Genomic DNA, 17,908 nt, shown 5'->3' on the forward strand with positions numbered 1-17,908 from the left:
GTAACGCAGCGACCGCGCCCTATACAGTGCACCCATGCCTGGGGAGCATACGGAACCGTTGCGTCCTCGCGACCCGGCGCGACTCGGCTCCTACGAGCTGGTCGGCCGGCTCGGCGAGGGTGGCATGGGCACCGTCTATCTGGCCACGTCACCAGCGGGAGTGCTGGTGGCGGTCAAGGTGGTGCGCGCCGACCTGGCCCACGACGACGAGTTCCGGCGCCGCTTCCGCTCCGAGGTGGCGCGCGTGCGGCAGGTGCCGCCGTTCTGCACGGCCGAGGTGCTCGACGCCGACCCGGACGCCGAGCATCCCTACCTGGTCTGTGAATACGTGGACGGGCCGACGCTGGCCGAGGTGGTCGAGGAGCGCGGGCCGCTGACCGCGGCCAACCTGCACAGCGTGGCCATCGGGGTGGCGACCGCGCTGACCGCGATCCACGGCGCCGGGGTGATCCACCGCGATCTGAAGCCGCGCAACGTGCTGCTCGCGCCGGGCAGCCCCAAGGTGATCGACTTCGGGATCGCGCGGGCCATGGGCGCGCCGAGCGACAACACGGCCGCCTCGCAGATGGTCGGGACCGTGGCCTACATGGCGCCGGAGCGGTTCGGCGACGCCGATGTGCCGATCACGGCCGCGGCCGATGTGTTCTCGTGGGGCAGCGTGGTGGCGTACGCGGGAATCGGAAAGACCCCGTTCGGCGGTGACTCGCCGCCGGCCACGGCCGGCCGCATCCTCACCAGCCCGCCCGATCTGGAGGGCCTGAGCGGTCCCCTGCGCGACCTGGTGGCGTACACCCTGGAGAAGGACCCGAAGAACCGGCCGACCGCCCGCGAACTGCTCGATCTGCTGGTGGCCGGGCCGACGCGGCCGGCGGCGACGGCGGCCGCACTGAGCGACCAGCCCGATCTGCGGGTGGCGGCGGCCAAGGCGCAGTCGGTGACCGGCCTGATGCCCAAGGGCTACGAGGAAGACTCGATCATCACGGTGCCGATCTCGGCCGCCGGGGCGCCTCCGCCGGAGGAGGAGACAAAGCCGCGGCGCCGCTGGTTCATGCCGGTCGCCGTCGCTTTCCTGGTGCTGGCCGTGATCGCCGGCGCCATGATGGTGATCTTCGGGCGGGAGCCGGAGACGGCCGCGGTCGAGCCCGGCGCCGTGGCCGTCGACGCCCCGACGATCATCAAGGACGATCTGGCCGCGTCCCGCTACTGGCTGGCCAAGACCGAGCCGGACGGGCACTCGGCCTGCGAGTTCGCCGACGGGTCCCTGGTGGCCCGGGTCGACAGCCGGCGGCTCTACAAATGCCCGGGCCCGCAGGACCAGCTGCCGGCCGAGATCAGCGCCGAGGTCGGCGTGCGGCTGCTCAGCGAGGACTCGTGCGCGGCCATCTGGTTCCACTTCGGAGCCAACAAGGGCTATCTCGTACGGGCGTGCTCGACCAGCGTCTACGTCGGCACCCACAAGGGCACCGAGGTCAACGTGACCCGCACGCTGCCCCTCGACAAGCCCATCGGCGTCGACGGCGAGCCCACCCGGATCGGGTTGAGGATCGACGACGGCCAGGTGACGATCACCCGGGACGGGACCGTGGTCGGCTCGGCGCCCATGACCGACCCGCAGATCACCGGCGCCCGGCTGCTGCTCGGGGTCTACCCGGACCGGGACGCTCCGGAGAGCGGCCCGTTCCGGGTGGCCTTCGACCACATCGCGATTACTTCTGGTCCTTAGTGAGGCCCGCGCGGCGCAGCGCGTCGGCCATGGCGCCGCCGTTGAAGCTGCGCTGATCCTGCTGCTGACGGGGACGCTGCGGCTGTCCACCCTGGCGCTGCTGACGGGGCTGGCCCTGGCCCTGACGCTGGCCCTGGCCCTGGCCCTGGCGCTGCTGCGGGCCGCGGTCCTCGCGCGGCTTGCGCACGGGCTCGTCGGTCAGGCGCATGGTCAGCGAGATCCGCTTGCGGGCCTCGTCGACCTCGACCACCCGCACCTTGACCACGTCGCCCGACTTCACGACCTCGCGCGGGTCCTTGACGAACGTGTTGGACAGCGCCGACACGTGCACCAGGCCGTCCTGGTGGACGCCGATGTCGACGAACGCGCCGAACGCGGCCACGTTGGTCACCACGCCCTCGAGGACCATGCCGGGCTTCAGGTCGGCGATCTTCTCGACGCCCTCGGCGAAAGTGGCCGTGGTGAAGCCGGGGCGCGGGTCGCGGCCGGGCTTCTCGAGCTCCTTGAGGATGTCGGTGACGGTCGGCAGGCCGACGGTGTCGGTGACGAACTGCTCGGCCTTGACCTTGCGCAGCACCTGCGTGTTGCCGATGACGCTCTTGAGGTCGGCGCCGACGGTGGACAGGATCGTGCGGACCACCGGGTACGACTCGGGGTGCACGCTGGACGAGTCGAGCGGGTCGTCGCCACCGGGGATGCGCAGGAAGCCCGCGCACTGCTCGAACGCCTTCGGGCCGAGCCGCGCCACCTTCTTGATCTCGGAGCGGTTCTTGAACGGGCCGTTCGTGTCGCGGTGCAGCACGATGTTCTCGGCCAGACCGGCGCCGATGCCGGAGACCCGGGTGAGCAGCGGGGCCGAGGCCGTGTTGACGTCGACGCCGACCGCGTTCACACAGTCCTCGACGACCGCGTCGAGCGAGCGGGACAGCTTCACCTCGGACAGGTCGTGCTGGTACTGCCCGACGCCGATCGAGCGCGGGTCGATCTTCACGAGCTCGGCCAGCGGGTCCTGGAGGCGGCGGGCGATGGAGACCGCGCCGCGCAGCGACACGTCCATGCCGGGCAGTTCCTGCGACGCGTAGGCGGAGGCCGAGTAGACCGACGCGCCGGCCTCGGAGACCATCACCTTGGTCAGCTTGGCCTCGGGGTGCCGCTTGATCAGGTCGGCCGCGAGCTTGTCGGTCTCGCGCGAGGCGGTGCCGTTGCCGATCGCGATCAGGTCGACGTTGTGCTTGCTGGCCAGGGCGGCCAGCCGGTGGATCGACTCGTCCCACTTGTTCTGCGGCACGTGCGGATAGATCGTGTCGGTGGCGACCACCTTGCCGGTGCCGTCGACCACGGCGACCTTCACGCCCGTACGGAATCCGGGGTCGAGCCCCATCGTCGACCGCGTGCCGGCCGGCGCCGCCAGCAGCAGGTCGCGCAGGTTGGCCGCGAAGACCCGGACGGCCTCGTCCTCGGCCGCCTGCCACAGCCGCACCCGCAGGTCGGCGCCGAGGTGGATGAGGATGCGCGTACGCCACGCCCAGCGGACCGTGTCGGACAGCCACTTGTCGCCCGGGCGGCCGTGGTCGGTGACGCCGAAGCGGGCGGCGATGCGCGGCTCGAAGGTGGACTCGTCCTCGGGCTCGGGCTCCATGGTCAGATCGAGCACGCCCTCCTTCTCACCGCGGAACATGGCGAGGATGCGGTGCGAGGGCAATTTGGCGTACGGCTCGGCGAAGTCGAAATAGTCGGCGAACTTGGCGCCCTCGGTCTGCTTGCCCTCGGTCACCTTGGCGACCAGGCGGCCGCGGGTCCACATGCGCTCGCGCAGCTCACCGATGAGGTCGGCGTCCTCGGCGAACCGTTCGATCAGGATGGAACGGGCGCCGTCGAGGGCGGCGGTCTCGTCGGCCACGCCCTTCTCAGCGTCGACGAAGGCGGCCGCGGTGGCCCGCGGATCGAGCGACGGGTCGCCGATCAGCTGGTCGGCCAGCGGCTCCAGGCCGGCCTCGCGGGCGATCTGGGCCTTGGTGCGGCGCTTCGGCTTGTAGGGCAGGTAGATGTCCTCGAGCCGGGCCTTGGAGTCGGCGGCGAGGATGGCCTGCTCCAGCGCGTCGTCGAGCTTGCCCTGCTGCCGGATGGACTCGAGCACGGCGGCGCGGCGCTCCTCCAGCTCCCGCAGGTATCCCAGCCGCTCCTCGAGCGTGCGCAGCTGCGTGTCGTCGAGGGTGCCGGTCACCTCCTTGCGGTAGCGGGCGATGAACGGCACGGTGGCGCCGCCGTCGAGGAGCTCGACCGCCGCGGTTACCTGGCTCTCGCGGACACCGAGCTCGGAGGCAATGCGCTGATGGATCGCTGTCGTCACGCCGACGATTGTCTCCGATGCCCGGATCGCCTGTCTCGCCACCCCGCACGACGCACCCTCTGTACCGCTCCCGGGGGACATCAACGGTGGCGGAGGAACCGCCACGCGATGGGCAAATCATCAAACACTAGGCCATCGTCATCCAGGCTTGGTGGGAGGTACTAGAGACATCCGTTTCGGCCTTTGGCAGTCTTATCGTCATGACGCTTGTAGTGCGGGCGGTCGCGGCCACCGATCAGGGCCTCGTGCGGTCCAACAACGAGGACGCCGTCTTCGTGGGCAACCGCCTCCTCGTGGTGGCCGACGGCATGGGTGGACTCCCCGCCGGCGAGCTCGCCAGCGACATCCTCGTGCAGGCCCTCGCCGTGGTCGACGACGAGCCGGACACCGGCGAGCCGTTGCAGGACCTGCTGGGCGCCCTCCAGACGGCCAACGGCCGGATCGAGGCCGCGGTGGCCGACGACGACGCCCGCGACGGCATGGGCACGACGGTCACCGCGATCATGCTCTCGGGCGACCGGGTGGCCGCGCTCAACGTCGGCGACTCCCGCTGCTACCTGGTCCGCGACGGCGAGATGCAGCAGGTCACCCGCGACGACACGTACGTGCAGGCGCTGGTCGACCAGGGCGTGCTCAGCGCCGAGGACGCCCGCCGCCACCCACAGCGGGCGCTGGTGACCCAGGCGGTGCAGGGCGGCCCGTTCCGCCCCACCGGCCGCATGATCCCCGTGCAGGCGGGCGACCGCTTCCTGCTGTGCAGCGACGGGCTGAGCGACTACGTCGAGGACGCGGTGATCCGGCAGACCCTGCTCGACAACGCCGACCGCAAGACGGCGGCGGCCGAGCTGGTGCACCGCACGCTGGAGAACGGCGCCCCCGACAACGTCACGGTGATCGTCGCCGACGTCACTGAGGACTAGGCAGCTCCTTCATCGAGCGGATCGGCGAGAACAGGATCCAGACGACGCCGAGCAGCGCGCCCACGGTCGCGATCCACAGGGCCGGGCGTACGCCGATGAGCGTGCCCAGCGCTCCGCCGAGCAGGGCTCCGATGGGGCGGATGCCGTAGTTCACGGTGCGCTTGAAGCCGGAGACGACGGCCAGCATCGTGGGCGGGGTGGCTGCCGTCTGCACCGAGCCGACGGCGATGTCGAGGATCATGACGCCGCCGGCGGCCAGGAACTCGGCCGTGACCAGGGCGGCGATGGTCAGCGGCCCCTCGGCCCAGGGAACCAGGATCAGCGGGGCCGGGAAGAGCACGAACCCCACGATCACGGCCGGGCCGATGCCGATGCGGCGGCTGAGCGGGCCGGCCAGGGCCGCGCCGAGCAGGCCGCCGATCGAGCCGATGCCGATGATCAGGCCGAGCGTGCCCGGCGAGATGTGCAGCGACGTGGTCACGTACAGCACGAACAGGGCCGCGAAGATGTAGTTGAACAAGTTCAGCGTAGTGGCACCGAGCAGGGCCGCCCGCAGGATGGCCGACCGGGCGACAAATCCGACACCAGCGGTAATGCCATTTTTGTCGCCAGAGGCGGACGGCGCGGTCTCGGCCACCTGGACGCGCCGGAGGAAGATCGCCGACCACAAATAGCTGGCCGCGTCGATCACGAGGGCGACCGGGGCGCTGAGCCACTGCACCAGCGCACCCGCGATCGAGGGCCCGACCACGTAGGAAGCGGCCCGGCTGCCGTTGAGCAGCGTATTGGCGTCGACGTAGTCCTCGCGGCGCACCAGCGAGGCGAACAGGCTGGCGTGCGCGACCTCGAAGAGCAGCGAGAACACGCCGACCGCGAAGGCCACGGCGGCCAGCAGCGGCAGGGTGAGGGCATCGGCCCACCAGAGCAGGGGTACGGCGAGGAGCAGCACCGCCCGGCTCAGATCGGCCACGATCATGACGCGCCGCTTGATCGGGCGCCGGTCGACCCAGGCCCCGGCCGGCAGCGACAGGAACAGGTTGGGCAGCAGCGCGGCCGCGGTCAGGAACCCCATCTGGGCCGGCCCGGCGCCGACCACGAGCACGGCCACCAGCGGCACCGCGATGATCGTGATCTGATCGCCGACCAGCGACACGGTCTGCGCCGACCAGTAGCGCCGGAACGCCGCCTCCCGCAGCAGCCCGCGTGGCCCAGTGGCGGCTCGAGCGCCCGACTCCCCCGCCGCGGTCGGCTCCCCCGCGGCGCCCGATTCCCCAGGCCCGGCCGATTGCCCCGTGACGGTCATGAGCGCGGCACCGCCATCTGGATCAGCTGGATCAGGCGCGAGCCCTCGGGGCGCAGGGACGGATCGGCCGAGCGGTCGGCGAAGCGCTCGAACAGCGCCTCCATCCGCTCGGTGAGCTCGTGCAGCTCGGCCGCCGTCACGTGCACCAGGGCGTCGCCGAAACCGGCGGCGGCCCGCCACTCGGCCGGCTCGTCGCCGCGGACTGCCAGATAGTTCTGGGCCTGCTCGACGTACGAGCCGAGCAGCACGCTGTTGAGCTGGTCGGCGGCCGCCCGCATGTCCGGGTCGTCGGAGTCGTCGTCCCACGACGTCTCGGGCGCGGTGGCCTGCCAGGGCCGCTCGCGGCCGTCGGCACCCGGCACCCGCTCGGCGAAGCCGTACTTGGCCAGCTGGCGCAGGTGGAACGAGCAGTTCGGCACGTTGTCGCCGAGCGCCGCCGCGGCCTGGGTGGCCGTCTTCGGCCCCTCGGAGCGGAGCAGGCCGATGAGTCTCAGGCGCAGCGGATGGGCGTACGCGCGAAGGCTTCTGGGATCGTCGAGCTTCACACTCTAGAGCATGCTTTAGAAAGACATCTCTAGCAACCCCTCAGGGTGGTGGATCAGGGTCGCCCCAGGGGACTTCCGGATGTCCGTACGACGGAAAGAGGCCGACGATGGATACATCGACGACCTCTTCGAGGGGAATGTGAGAGATCAATGAACGCCGTGCACGACAGCCTGTCCCGTCAGGGCCTCACCCGTCCGCGGGAGGGCCGGATCCTCGGCGGCGTGTGCGCCGGACTCGCCCGCCGCTTCGGCATCGACGCCTGGCTGGCCCGCCTGCTCTTCGTAGTGGTCCTGCTGGCCATCCCGGGCAGCCAGATCCTCGTCTACCCGATCCTGTGGATCGTGATGCCGTCCGAGAAGCCGGCCTACGCGACGCCGTATCCCCCAGCCGCCTGACAACAGCACCAGGGCGACGGCGAACGGCGCCACGCCGGCGCCGGCCACCAGATCACTCAGCCACCGCTGCACCTCGCCGGCGGCGTTGATCACCGGGTCGGTGCCGGCCAGCCGGAGGTTGCCGGCCAGCCGCAGCTCGTACCAGCCGTAGTAGGCCACGTAGAGACCACAGACGATCAGGATCGCGCCGCCGAGCCGGGGCACCACCCCCAGCAGGCGGCGCGTCCGCGTGATCAGCCCGGTCCGGGCCAGCGCCACGGCCACGGCGGTCACCGCGACGATCAAACCCATTCCCAGGCCGTACGCCAGGAAGAGCCCCAACCCCGCCAGGAGCGAGCCGGACCGCAGGCTCGACACCACGAGCGCCAGGAACGGCCCCACCGCGCAGCCCAGCGAGGCCACGGCGTACGCCATCCCGAAAAGCACCATCGAAGCGGCCGACCCGGTCACCCGTGGCGCCCGTACACCCGCGACCGGGAGAGAACGGCCCGCGAGCAACCACACACCGAGCGCGGCCAGTGCGAGCCCCAGCACCACCGTCAGCCAGGGCAGACGCGGCTGGAGAACCGTCGCCACCGGCGCCAGCAGCAGGCCGAACGCCCCGAACACGGCGACGTATCCCACCGTCAGCGCGGCGCTGCAGACCAGCGCCCGCCGGACCGGGCGCCGCTCGTCCCCCGAGATCAACACCGAGAGGTACGCCGGCAGCAGCGCGAAGCCGCAGGGGTTGACCGCGCCGAGCATGCCCGCGGTGAGCGCCAGCAGCATCGCTCAGGCCGCCAGCGACTTGACCTCGGCGGTCAGCTGGAGATCGTCCATGTATCCGGTCTTGCGGACCTTGCCGTCGCGGTCGAGGACGACGTACAGACTCTGTTGGGTGATCTTGAATTTCTTCCAGATCACGCCGGCCTGGTCGTCGAGGTGCGGGACCGTGCGCAGCTCGAAGTCGTCGACGAACTCGTGCATGGCCTTGTTGTCGCCCATGCCCGCGACGCCCACGAAGTTGATCTTGCCCCGGTACTGCTCCTCGAGGTCGCGGACGCTCTGCGCCTCGCTCGCGCAGGTGGCGCACCAGGGCGCCCAGAACCACAGGATCGTCGGAAGACCGGCCAGCAGGCTCCCGTCGTACGGCTTGCCGTCGATGGTCTTGCCGGTGAAGGCAAGCGCCGCCGGCACGGCCTTGGCCTCGGCGTCGGGCGGATCCCAGGCCGCCGTCGTCTCCGAGGGCGCGCCGCACCCGGCGGCGAGCAGGGCCGAGGCCGTCGCCAGCAGGATGGCGCGCCGCTTCACTTCGTCGCCTCGGTCAGCCGCAGCGCGAGCGCCGGGCAGACGTTTACCGCCTTGCGGGCGCCGGTCTCCAGCCACGGCGGCAGCGGGGTCTGCGGGAAGGCCGGGAAGCCGTTCGAGTCGAGCCGGATGATCTCGGGCGCGACCGCCGAGCAGAGACCGTGACCGTCGCAGCGCGACCAGTCCACGGCCAGCTTCCGGGCGCCCTGCTCCGCCGTGTACGGCAGCGGCAGGATGCCGCGGACCTGCTTGCCGCAGCCCTCGCCGTTGGTGTGCGCCTCGACGTCGCGGGCGAAGACCTCCAGCGCCGACAGGGCGAACCGGGCCGTGCCGTCCGGGTGGCTGCACGCGCCGCGGCCCTTGACCACGCCGGCCGCCTGCCGGACGTTCTCGACCGCGTTGCCGCCGAGCGAGACCAGCGTGACCGCGCGGGCGAGGTCGGGCAGGCCGAGGCGGCACGGGCCGCACTGACCGGCCGACTCACCGGCCAGATATTGCACGACCTGCGAGACCTCGCCCAACGGGCAGGTCTTGGAGCCGATCGGGATGAGCATGCCCGCGCCGAGCGTGCCGCCGACGCCGGCGAAGCCCTTCCGCGAGATCGTCACCGTCTTGGCGGCCTCGGCGGTGATCCACTTGCCGTGGTAGCCGCCGACCAGCAGGCCGGGGCCGATGTCGGCGCCGCACATGTTCAGCACGTCCATCAGCGGGGTGCCGGTCGGCGCCTCGACCACGGCCGGGGCCGACGACGCGCCGCCGACGGTCAGCATGACCGTGCCCGGCTCCTCCGGGATACCGACCGCGTTGTACTCCCACGGCCCGAGCCGGGCCGCGATGGCCAGCTGCGAGTACGTCTCGGCGTTGGAGAGCAGGGTGGGCAGCCCCATCACGCCGTTGTCGCTGGAGCGGACCTTGCGGCCGGGCGGGATGTGCGCCTCGCCGTTGATGCCGCGCACCAGTGCGCCGCCCTCACCCGAGATGAAGCGGTGCGGCACGGTCACGATCCGGGTCGGGCAGGGCATGCGCCGCTCGGCCAGGGCCGCGGTCAGCGACTCCTGCCCGATGCCGTCGTCGGCGATGCCGATGACGATCTCCTCGGCGTCCAGGGCGGCGGCGGCCAGGGCGGCGCCGTCCAGGATCAGGTGCGGCCCGCGGGTCAGGATCGCCTTGTCCTTCCAGGACGGCGGCTCACCCTCGGTCGCGTTGACCACGATCACCGGCGGCAGCTCCTGCCGGCGGCAGGAGTCGAGCACGGCGCGGACCTTGCGGGCGAACGGGAAACCCGCGCCGCCGCGCCCGCGCAGCTCGATCCGGTCGGCCAGGCCGATCAGCTCGCCCGAGGACAGGGCGGCGAAACCGCCGTGCACCTCCTGGTGGGCGAGCAGGTCGAGGCGACCGTACTCGTCGAAACCCGCGGTGATCCGCGGCGTGCCGATCGAGGTGACCGGCGGAACCTGCGACGCGCTCAATTCGCTTCCCCTCGCAGCTGCGACCAGTACGCGTCGTCAGCCACATCGTCGTCCGCCCGGCCGCGGCCGTCGCGACGGGCCCCCCGGCCCGCCTGGACGCGTACGGGTTCCTGCTGGTCACGCCGGGTCCGGCGGGACGCCATGTCGACCAGGGTCGGCGTCTCGTCGTCGCCCGCGAACTCGACGAAGCCACTGCGGCTGTGCCGGCCGGAGTCGGCCCGGTCGACATCGGCCCGCCGGCTCTCCCCGCCACGGCCGCGACGGGCCGGCGGCTCGTCGTCGATCTCCCGGCCGCGGGAGCGGGGCGCCGCCGGCTCGTCGTCGTCGTACCGGCCACGCTGCCGGGGCACCTCGTCGTAGTCGCGGTCGTCGGACAGCGGCATGTCGCCCTGGCGCCGGGAGCGGCGCGGCGGGGGCATGTCGTCCTCGTCGGCGTAGCGGCCACGCTGCCGGGGCGCCGGCGGCTCGTCGTAGTAACCGCGGTCGTCCGGCTCCACGCGGCGCATCCGGGTGCTGGTGTCCTCGAGGTCGTCGCGCCGCATCCGGGTGCTGGTGTCCTCGTAGTCGGGACGGCGCATCCGCGTGCTGGTGTCCTCGTAGTCGGGGCGCCGCATCCGCGTGCTGGTGTCCTCGTAGTCGGGACGGCGCATCCGGGTGCCCGTGTCCTCGGCCGGGTAACGGCGGCCGCGCGGCTCGTCGTACTCGATGTCGTCCTCGACCCGGCGCCGGCCCCGCGGCATCTCGTCCTCGAAGTCCGGGCGGGCCATCATCCCGGTCGGCTCGTCGAAGCGGGCGGCCGGGACCACCAGGTCCTCCATCGGCGGCGCGGGCGGCGGGGTGACCGGGCGGAACGTGTCGACCACGGCCACCGGGCCCAGCGTCTGCGGCTCGGGCTCGGGCGCCCGCTCACGACGGCCCGGGCGCTTCATCGCCGGGGAGCTGGTCGGCACCAGCGTGCCGACCGGCTTCAGGCCACCGGCGCCGGCCTGCGAGGCGAAGTCCTTGTTGCGGTTGAGGCTGACCGACAGCCGCACGGCCAGGCCGATCAGCACGCCGAGGATGCAGACGATGTAGCTGACGACCACCCAGGTGGCCGCCGGCCGCCCGGCCGAGAGGCCGTGGACCAGGGCGATCGGCCACATCAGGTAGGAGATCGCGTGGATCGAGCGCCACATCCAGGGCTTGCCGCGGCCGACGAAGCGCGACCGGGCGATGCCGGTCCACATGACCAGCACCATGATCCAGCCGGAGATGGTGCCGAGGCCGACGTAGAGCTTGTTGCCCGCGGCCAGGAACGGGATGAAGGCGTCGATGATGCTGATGTGCGCCTCGACGACCTTGGTCCAGACGTGGACGAAGAGCGCGGCCACGGCGATCACGCCGGTGGTCCGGTGGGCCGACTGCAGCAGCACCCGTTGCCGGATCGAGAGCACGAGCCGGTCGGTGGCGACCAGGCCGATCATGATCGTGATGGACAGCGACACCAGCGCCACCACGCCCATGTAGAACTCGGCGTAGATGAAGAAGTAGTAGTAACCGACGCGCCCCGGCGCGGTCATCATGGCGACCGCCCACATCGCCGCGAGCACGCTCACGGTGAGTATGAGTACCGCGCCCCGGGAGGCGGGTTTCGTACCGGTAGCTCCGACATCGACGGCCACACGATTGGCGGATCGCTCTTTGTTCTTCGTCTTGGCCATTGACTCCTCGTTCTCCGCAGCGGTCACGTCCCGTGGGCGGTGGGACGCCGGCACCCGTGGGGAGTGCCCCGTGCTCTTGGTCTCGGGCAGCGGCCGGTGTCGCTCCGGTCCCTGCCCATCCCCCATCTACGTGCCGGGCACGAGTTCGGATGAACACTGGACGGCGATTTTGTCGGCTACTTTCCAGTCACTTTCGGCAAAGCGGCCTTGAGCTGGGAAGACACGCCGAGACGGCGAAGACCTAAGAAAAATTTAAGTTATCCGTACGGAGTGACCCGGCCCACCCGGTGAACCTTTCGGCCCCCGCCTGCGAACCCTCCTACGCGCGGGGCGTATCGACGCCCGTGCGGAAGGAGATGATCGGCATGCGACACCTGGCGGCAGGGGGCGCCGTCGCGCTGGTCGCGATCGGCCTTTTCGCCACGCCGGCCCACGCCGACGTGGACGGTTTCTCGGTCAAGCTCGACCAGGCGCCCGCGACGTTCACGATCGGCAAGGCGGCGAAGACGCTGACGGCGGTGGTCTCCACCGACCGGGACAGCCGGCGCTGCCTCAAGGTGCGGTGGGCGCTCACCGTGGAGACCAAGGGCGTGAGCCTCGACCAGGTCCGGGTCGGCCGGATCGAGAACGACGAGGACTTCGGCGTACGGGCGCAGATCGAGAACGACGCGGCGCAGATCGTCGACCAGCGTCTCGACCCGGGCCAGCTCTGCCGCGACCGCACGGTGACCGGGCAGTGGACCGTCGCCTTCACCGGCCCGGACGACGGCGAGGTCACCTTCACGGCCCGCGCGCTCGACGCGACCGGGCGGGTGCTGAGCACGACCGGCGGGTCGGCCCAGGTCGTCACCCCGGTGGCCGCCTCCTCCTCACCGTCCGCTTCGCCGTCACCCTCGCCCTCACCCACCGAGGCTGCCATCGTCGACGAGAACCAGGACGAGGCCGTCGCCGAGGACCCCGAGCCTTCCCCCGCCGCCCTGGTGCCGGCGTCAAGCAGCACAAGCGTGCTCGGCATCGGGCTCATCGTCGGCGCGCTGATGGTCTTCCTGGGCGTCGGCATGCTGCTGAGGCTGCGCGCCCGCAACCGCCGCAACGCGGCCCTGGCGGCCGAGCTGCCGACCGGCTTCTACACAACGCCACGCCGCCGGTAGTAGTTACGGATCGTGTCGCTGATCCGGCTGACCGTAGGGACGTAGCGGGCTTACGTTCGCATCGATTCCCGGTACGCCCCTGGCGCTAGGCGGTCACCGGATCTGCAGGAGATGCAAAGGAGCATCGCCATGACCGATCGCTTCGATCCCAACATCCCACCCACCGGGCCGACCGACCCCGCCATCGAGGGCGAGTTCCTCGGCATCGTCGGCATCACCGAGAGGCCCACGCTCGGCAAGTCCAACCTCGTCGTCAACCGCGCGAAGCCGTTCGACATCGAGGTCCGCTGGCGGGTCTTCGGCAACCTCGTGCCGCTCTGGCTGACGGCGCTGTCCGTCCGCACCCAGGACTGGGTCGTCACGGCCTTCGCCGAGTCGCAGGGTCCCGGCGACGAGGTGTCGCTGGGCGAGGTACGGGTGCCGGTACGCGGCCCGTTCTTCACCCAGGACGAGAGGTACGCGGCCAAGCTGACCGTGCCCGCGTTCACGCTGCCCGAGGGCGACCCGGGCAACACGATCCAGGCCGGCGTCTACAAGATCGTCGTCACGACGTTCCTCGACTCCGATCTGGGACCGGTCGGCTACGACATGATGGGTTACGCCGAGGGCCCGATCATCAAGGTCGAGGACCCCGAGTAGGAGCCGGGCCGGTCGCCTGGACAACGGCGTCCGGGCGGCCGGCCTTCTCACACGACGTCGACGCCCTCGATGCTGATGCCACCGAGCGAGCCGACGTGCCGAGCGAAGAAGTCGCCGCGATCGATGACCGTCAGCCGCGGCCTCGATTTACCGACCACGACGCGGCGTCCGCACGAGTCGTCGGTGCAGACGAAGAGCACCTCGGTGGCGTTCTCCGCCTCGCAGATCATCTCGTGAAATGACATGTCGACCTCATCTCTGGCCGGGCTGCTGGCATACCCCGGCGGATCGGCTTCAATCCATCGTCCCTCCTTCCACCGCCTTCTCCTCGGAGCACACCGTGGACGAAACCTCGCGCATGACCCCGGCGGCGCGCGCCGCCCTGGTCGCGCTCTCCCAGGGCAGCTGTGACTTCCCCGGCTGCCGCACACCCGTGATGGTCTTCCTCGGCACCGAGCCCGAGGTCAACGTCGAGCCGGTCCGCATCCGCGGCACCAACCCGAACGCCCCGCGCTACACACCCGGCCTCGCCGCCGGGGAGCGCGATTCCTTCGACAACCTGCTGTTGCTGTGCGTCCCGCACCGCAAGACGATCGACCGCGACGAGAAGGCCCACCCGGTCGAGCTGCTCGAAACATGGAAGCCGAGACCACAGGGCCCGCTGTCATCGTTGCGCGACCTGACCGAGCAACGCCTGGACGCGCTGCTGACCACGGCCTTCAGCACCGCCCACGACCAGATCGACGAGGCGCTGACCGCTTTCGAGAAGACCGACCCGGCGTCCGCGCAACTACTGCGCGAGCTGACCGACACCTTGCACGACCAGCGCTCCCGCTACGGCGCCGACCCCCGGTTGACCACAGCCTTGACCACCATCAACGACCGGCTCGACGCCCTACTGGCCGGCGACCAGCCACCCCGCCCCCCACAGCGGGTGAACATCGGCTGGCGCTCCTAGAGCCGCTGCCCCTCAGAACTGCTGGACCACGGTCTGGCGGCGGGCTTCCTGGACATCGGCCATGAGCTCGTCCCAGACCGGATCCGCGCGCAGCGGCGCCACACCGGCCGGCCCACCCACGCGGGAGTGCGAATACTCCCACCACGCGGCCACCCGCACCGGCCAGAGACCGACCTCGACCGCCCCCGCGATGAAGCAGCGGTGGGCCAACAGGGTGGCGGCCAGGGTCTCGGGGTCGAGATCGAGCGTCTGGTCGTCGACCGCCTTGCCGAGGGCCCGCACGTCGCGGTGCATCTCGGAGTACGCGATCAGTCCCGGCATCGCGGGCAGCCGCCGGTGCGCCCCCGGCGCGACCAGGTCGTCGGCGTAGGCCGGGTTGAAGACCACGTCGTCCACGGTCACGATCACCGGCAGCGACTTGCGCCCGCGGCGCACGTCGAGCTGGACCGCCGGCGCCCGGGTGGGCACGAAGACCGACTGCGCGTCGAGCACGTCGTCCGGATCGAGCCGCACGGTGTCCCCGATGGCCGGAATGTGCACGGTGAGAAGACCGCGATGGATGGCGACTTCGGCGTTCGGGACCTCGCCCAGCGCCTCGACGATCTCGAAAACCTGCACGCTCCCGTTATACGCCATGGCCGCCACGACCAGGCCAACCGCCCGGTGTTAACACATCATTTCTGATCTATAACTTGGACATTGCGGTGGGAGCGCTCCCATGCCATGCTGTCGGAACAGCCGGGGAGCGATGCCCCTCGATGCCTCACCCGGCCATCCCCCGCCACCGCATGTCTCGAGGAGCCACCACATGAGACCTGTCCTCACCCGCGGTCTGACCGCGGCCGCCGCGGCAACGCTCGTCTCCGGTCTCGGCGTCGCCGTCGCGACCAGCGCGAGCGCCGCCGCCGGCTGCCGGGTCGACTACACCGCCAACAGTTGGAGCACGGGGTTCACCGGCGCGGTGACCGTGACCAACCTCGGCGACCCGATCTCCGGCGGCTGGCGCGTGACCTGGGCGTTCCCGGGCAACCAGCAGATCACCCAGGGCTGGAGCGCGACCGTCTCGCAGTCCGGCCAGAACGTCACGGCGACCAACCCCTCCTGGTCGACCACGATCGGCACCAACGCCAGCGTCAACTTCGGCTTCAACGCCAACTACTCCGGCACCAACACCAACCCGGCGAGCTTCTCGCTCAACGGCACGGCGTGCACGGGCGCGACCACCCCGACCACGCCACCGCCCACGACGACACCGCCACCCACCACACCGCCACCGACCACGCCGCCGCCGACCACACCCCCGCCGAACAACGGGAGCAAGGTCGACAACCCGTACTCCGGCGCCCGGGGTTACGTGAACCCGGAGTGGAAGGCGAAGGCCGAGGCCGAGCCCGGCGGCAGCCGCGTCTCGAACAACCCGACAGCGGTCTGGCTCGACCGGATCGCCGCGATCGAGGGCACCGACAACAGCAGCTCCAACGGCTCGATGGGCGTACGTGACCACCTGGACGCCGCTCTCGCGCAGGGCGCCGGCTACATCCAGTTCGTCATCTACAACCTCCCCGGCCGCGACTGCGCCGCCCTCGCCTCCAACGGCGAGCTCGGCCCGAACGACCTGCCGCGGTACAAGGCCGAGTACATCGACCCGATCGCCGCGATCCAGGCCGACTCCAAGTACGCGAGCCTGCGCATCATCAACATCGTCGAGATCGACTCGCTGCCGAACCTGGTGACGAACACCTCGGGTCAGGCCGGCGGCACCGCGGCCTGCGACACGATGAAGGCCAACGGCGGTTACGTGCAGGGCATCGGCTACGCCCTGAACAAGCTCGGCGCGCTGAGCAACACCTACAACTACGTCGACGCCGCCCACCACGGCTGGATCGGCTGGGACTCGAACTTCGGCCCCACCGCCGACATCATGCTCCAGGCCGCCCAGGCGTCCGGCAGCGTCAACAACGTGCAGGGCTTCATCACCAACACGGCCAACTACTCGGCCCTGCGTGAGCCGTTCGTACAGCCCAGCACCACGGTCAACGGCCAGAGCGTCCGCCAGTCCAAGTGGGTCGACTGGAACCAGTACACCGACGAGCTGACCTTCGCACAGGCCTTCCGCACGAAGCTGGTCTCGGTCGGCTTCAACTCCAACATCGGCATGCTGATCGACACCTCCCGCAACGGCTGGGGCGGTTCGCAGCGGCCCACGGCGGCCAGCACCTCGACCGACGTGAACACCTTCGTCGACGCGTCCCGCATCGACCGCCGGATCCACGCCGGCAACTGGTGCAACCAGTCCGGCGCCGGCCTCGGCGAGCGCCCGACCGCGGCCCCGGCCAGCGGCATCGACGCCTACGTCTGGGTCAAGCCCCCGGGCGAGTCGGACGGCTCGAGCTCCCTCATCCCGAACGACGAGGGCAAGGGCTTCGACCGGATGTGCGACCCGACCTACACGGGCAACGCCCGCAACGGCAACAGCCTCAGCGGCGCCCTGCCCAACGCCCCCATCTCCGGGGCGTGGTTCTCCGCGCAGTTCCGCCAGCTGATGACGAACGCGTACCCGCCGCTCTCGTGATGCGGTAACCATGGCAGCCGGGCCCCGCTCTAACCCACGAGGAGCGGGGCCCGGTGTTTTCCGCACGCTTGGGCGCCGAAGTCCGATAAGAAAGAACGGTGGAAATCACCAAGGTCGCCTGGACCGTCACCGGCCGCCGCCTCACCGCGGCGGCCGGCTCCGTGATCGGCAACCACTACACCGAGAACTACGACGTCCTGCACCTGGACCCCGGCGACCCGCTGGCCGTGGTGGCGGACGGCATGGGCGACGGCCCCGGCAGCACCGTCGCCGGCAGCACGGCGGTCGAGGTCTTCGTCCGCTCCCTGGGCGAGCCCGTCCTCTCCCCCGAGCCGGCCGCGCTGAGGGCCGCGGTCGCACAGGCCTCCCAGGCCGTACGGCAGGCCGGCACCAACCTGCCGCAGCTGACCGGCACCACCATGACGGCCTTCGCCGCGGCCGACACCGACGCCTGGATCGTGCAGCTGGGCGACTCCCGCGCCTACCGCCTGCGCGACGGCCTGCTCGACCTGCTCACCATCGACCACACCATCGCCTGGGTCGGCGTCCTGAACGGCTGGTTCGCCGCCGACTCGGACGAGGCGGCCGCCGCCCGTTACCGCCTGACCCGGTATGCCGGCCACCCCGACGCCCCCGAGCCCGACCTGCTCAACGTCACCCTGCACCCCGGCGACGTCTATCTGCTCTGCACCGACGGCGTCTCCGACCAGCTGACCTACGAGCGCCTGACCCGCATCCTGGCCACCGACGACCCGGCCGCCGCCGTGGCCACCCTGCTCGACGACACCCTGTCCGCGGGTGGCGCCGACAACGCGACGGCGGTCGTGATCCGTGTGGAACGAACGGTCTGACACCCTCATCGTTCTGCCCTCCTCGTGGCGGCGTTCGCAGCTCG

The 17,908-nt window shown here is 70.9% G+C and carries 16 protein-coding genes and 1 pseudogene; 8 read left to right on the forward strand and 9 right to left on the reverse strand.

All coding sequences use genetic code 11. The features are described from left to right. Positions 1-34: 34 nt before the first annotated feature. A complete protein-coding gene (locus tag ACFY36_RS08025; RefSeq protein ID WP_499745182.1) occupies positions 35-1,723 on the forward strand; it encodes a serine/threonine protein kinase in 1,689 nt (562 codons plus the stop codon). Here ACFY36_RS08025 and ACFY36_RS08030 read toward each other — a convergent pair. After that, positions 1,707-4,073 (reverse strand): Tex family protein, encoded by a 2,367-nt coding sequence (locus ACFY36_RS08030; protein ID WP_499745183.1) that lies wholly within the window; start codon positions 4,071-4,073, stop codon positions 1,707-1,709. The two genes, ACFY36_RS08025 and ACFY36_RS08030, sit on opposite strands and share 17 nt — an antisense overlap. A 200-nt stretch (positions 4,074-4,273) precedes the next feature. Between ACFY36_RS08030 and ACFY36_RS08035 the strand changes: the two genes are divergently transcribed. Continuing rightward, the gene (locus tag ACFY36_RS08035; RefSeq protein WP_499745184.1) at positions 4,274-4,993 is read left to right on the forward strand and encodes a PP2C family protein-serine/threonine phosphatase; all 720 of its coding nucleotides are present in this window, start codon (positions 4,274-4,276) and stop codon (positions 4,991-4,993) included. Here the strand turns inward: ACFY36_RS08035 and ACFY36_RS08040 are convergent. Both ACFY36_RS08040 and ACFY36_RS08045 read right to left on the reverse strand, forming a co-directional pair. Next, positions 4,980-6,296, reverse strand: a complete 1,317-nt coding sequence (locus ACFY36_RS08040; protein ID WP_499745185.1) for an MFS transporter — start codon at positions 6,294-6,296, stop codon at positions 4,980-4,982. The two genes, ACFY36_RS08035 and ACFY36_RS08040, sit on opposite strands and share 14 nt — an antisense overlap. Next, entirely contained in the window at positions 6,293-6,841 is a 549-nt protein-coding gene (locus tag ACFY36_RS08045; protein ID WP_499745186.1) for a winged helix-turn-helix domain-containing protein, read from the reverse strand. The genes ACFY36_RS08040 and ACFY36_RS08045 overlap by 4 nt, the downstream gene beginning before the upstream one ends. A gap of 150 nt (positions 6,842-6,991) precedes the next feature. On the opposite strand from ACFY36_RS08045, the gene ACFY36_RS08050 reads away from it, so the two are divergent. Next, complete coding sequence (locus tag ACFY36_RS08050; protein WP_179855695.1) at positions 6,992-7,237, forward strand: PspC domain-containing protein; 246 nt, start codon at positions 6,992-6,994, stop codon at positions 7,235-7,237. Here the strand turns inward: ACFY36_RS08050 and ACFY36_RS08055 are convergent. From ACFY36_RS08055 to ACFY36_RS08070, 4 genes and pseudogenes are all read right to left on the reverse strand, one after another. Continuing rightward, positions 7,142-8,005, reverse strand: a pseudogene (locus ACFY36_RS08055) (cytochrome c biogenesis CcdA family protein); the annotation flags it as partial. The gene ACFY36_RS08050 and the pseudogene ACFY36_RS08055 overlap by 96 nt on opposite strands. 3 nt (positions 8,006-8,008) lie before the next feature. Beyond that, positions 8,009-8,527, reverse strand: coding sequence for a TlpA family protein disulfide reductase (locus ACFY36_RS08060; protein ID WP_499745187.1), 519 nt, complete (start codon positions 8,525-8,527; stop codon positions 8,009-8,011). Continuing rightward, a complete protein-coding gene (locus tag ACFY36_RS08065) occupies positions 8,524-9,993 on the reverse strand; it encodes an NADH-ubiquinone oxidoreductase-F iron-sulfur binding region domain-containing protein (RefSeq protein ID WP_499745188.1) in 1,470 nt (489 codons plus the stop codon). The genes ACFY36_RS08060 and ACFY36_RS08065 overlap by 4 nt, the downstream gene beginning before the upstream one ends. Next, positions 9,990-11,588, reverse strand: coding sequence for a ferric reductase-like transmembrane domain-containing protein (locus tag ACFY36_RS08070; protein ID WP_499745189.1), 1,599 nt, complete (start codon positions 11,586-11,588; stop codon positions 9,990-9,992). The genes ACFY36_RS08065 and ACFY36_RS08070 overlap by 4 nt, the downstream gene beginning before the upstream one ends. A gap of 470 nt (positions 11,589-12,058) precedes the next feature. Between ACFY36_RS08070 and ACFY36_RS08075 the strand changes: the two genes are divergently transcribed. Continuing rightward, positions 12,059-12,844, forward strand: a complete 786-nt coding sequence (locus ACFY36_RS08075) for a hypothetical protein (RefSeq protein ID WP_499745190.1) — start codon at positions 12,059-12,061, stop codon at positions 12,842-12,844. Between the two features lie 129 nt (positions 12,845-12,973). After that, on the forward strand, positions 12,974-13,483 hold the full coding sequence (locus tag ACFY36_RS08080) for a hypothetical protein (RefSeq protein ID WP_498688371.1): 510 nt from the start codon (positions 12,974-12,976) through the stop codon (positions 13,481-13,483). Between the two features lie 47 nt (positions 13,484-13,530). Here ACFY36_RS08080 and ACFY36_RS08085 read toward each other — a convergent pair whose 3' ends face one another. Continuing rightward, on the reverse strand, positions 13,531-13,728 hold the full coding sequence (locus ACFY36_RS08085; RefSeq protein WP_499745191.1) for a hypothetical protein: 198 nt from the start codon (positions 13,726-13,728) through the stop codon (positions 13,531-13,533). A gap of 95 nt (positions 13,729-13,823) precedes the next feature. Between ACFY36_RS08085 and ACFY36_RS08090 the strand changes: the two genes are divergently transcribed. Next, positions 13,824-14,441, forward strand: coding sequence for a hypothetical protein (locus ACFY36_RS08090; RefSeq protein WP_499745192.1), 618 nt, complete (start codon positions 13,824-13,826; stop codon positions 14,439-14,441). Between the two features lie 12 nt (positions 14,442-14,453). Here ACFY36_RS08090 and ACFY36_RS08095 read toward each other — a convergent pair whose 3' ends face one another. After that, positions 14,454-15,059 carry a hypothetical protein gene (locus ACFY36_RS08095; RefSeq protein WP_499745193.1) on the reverse strand — a complete coding sequence of 202 codons (606 nt, stop codon included), beginning with the start codon at positions 15,057-15,059 and terminating at the stop codon, positions 14,454-14,456. 190 nt (positions 15,060-15,249) lie between these two features. Here ACFY36_RS08095 and ACFY36_RS08100 point away from each other — a divergent pair, with 190 nt between their 5' ends. Continuing rightward, positions 15,250-17,013 (forward strand): glycoside hydrolase family 6 protein, encoded by a 1,764-nt coding sequence (locus tag ACFY36_RS08100; protein ID WP_499745194.1) that lies wholly within the window; start codon positions 15,250-15,252, stop codon positions 17,011-17,013. Positions 17,014-17,111: 98 nt separating this feature from the next. Further along, positions 17,112-17,864 (forward strand): PP2C family protein-serine/threonine phosphatase, encoded by a 753-nt coding sequence (locus tag ACFY36_RS08105; protein ID WP_499745195.1) that lies wholly within the window; start codon positions 17,112-17,114, stop codon positions 17,862-17,864. The last annotated feature ends 44 nt before the right edge of the window (positions 17,865-17,908 follow it).

The sequence above is a fragment of the Actinoplanes sp. NPDC000266 genome, assembly GCF_042899005.1.
Taxonomy (GTDB): Bacteria; Actinomycetota; Actinomycetes; order Mycobacteriales; family Micromonosporaceae; genus Actinoplanes.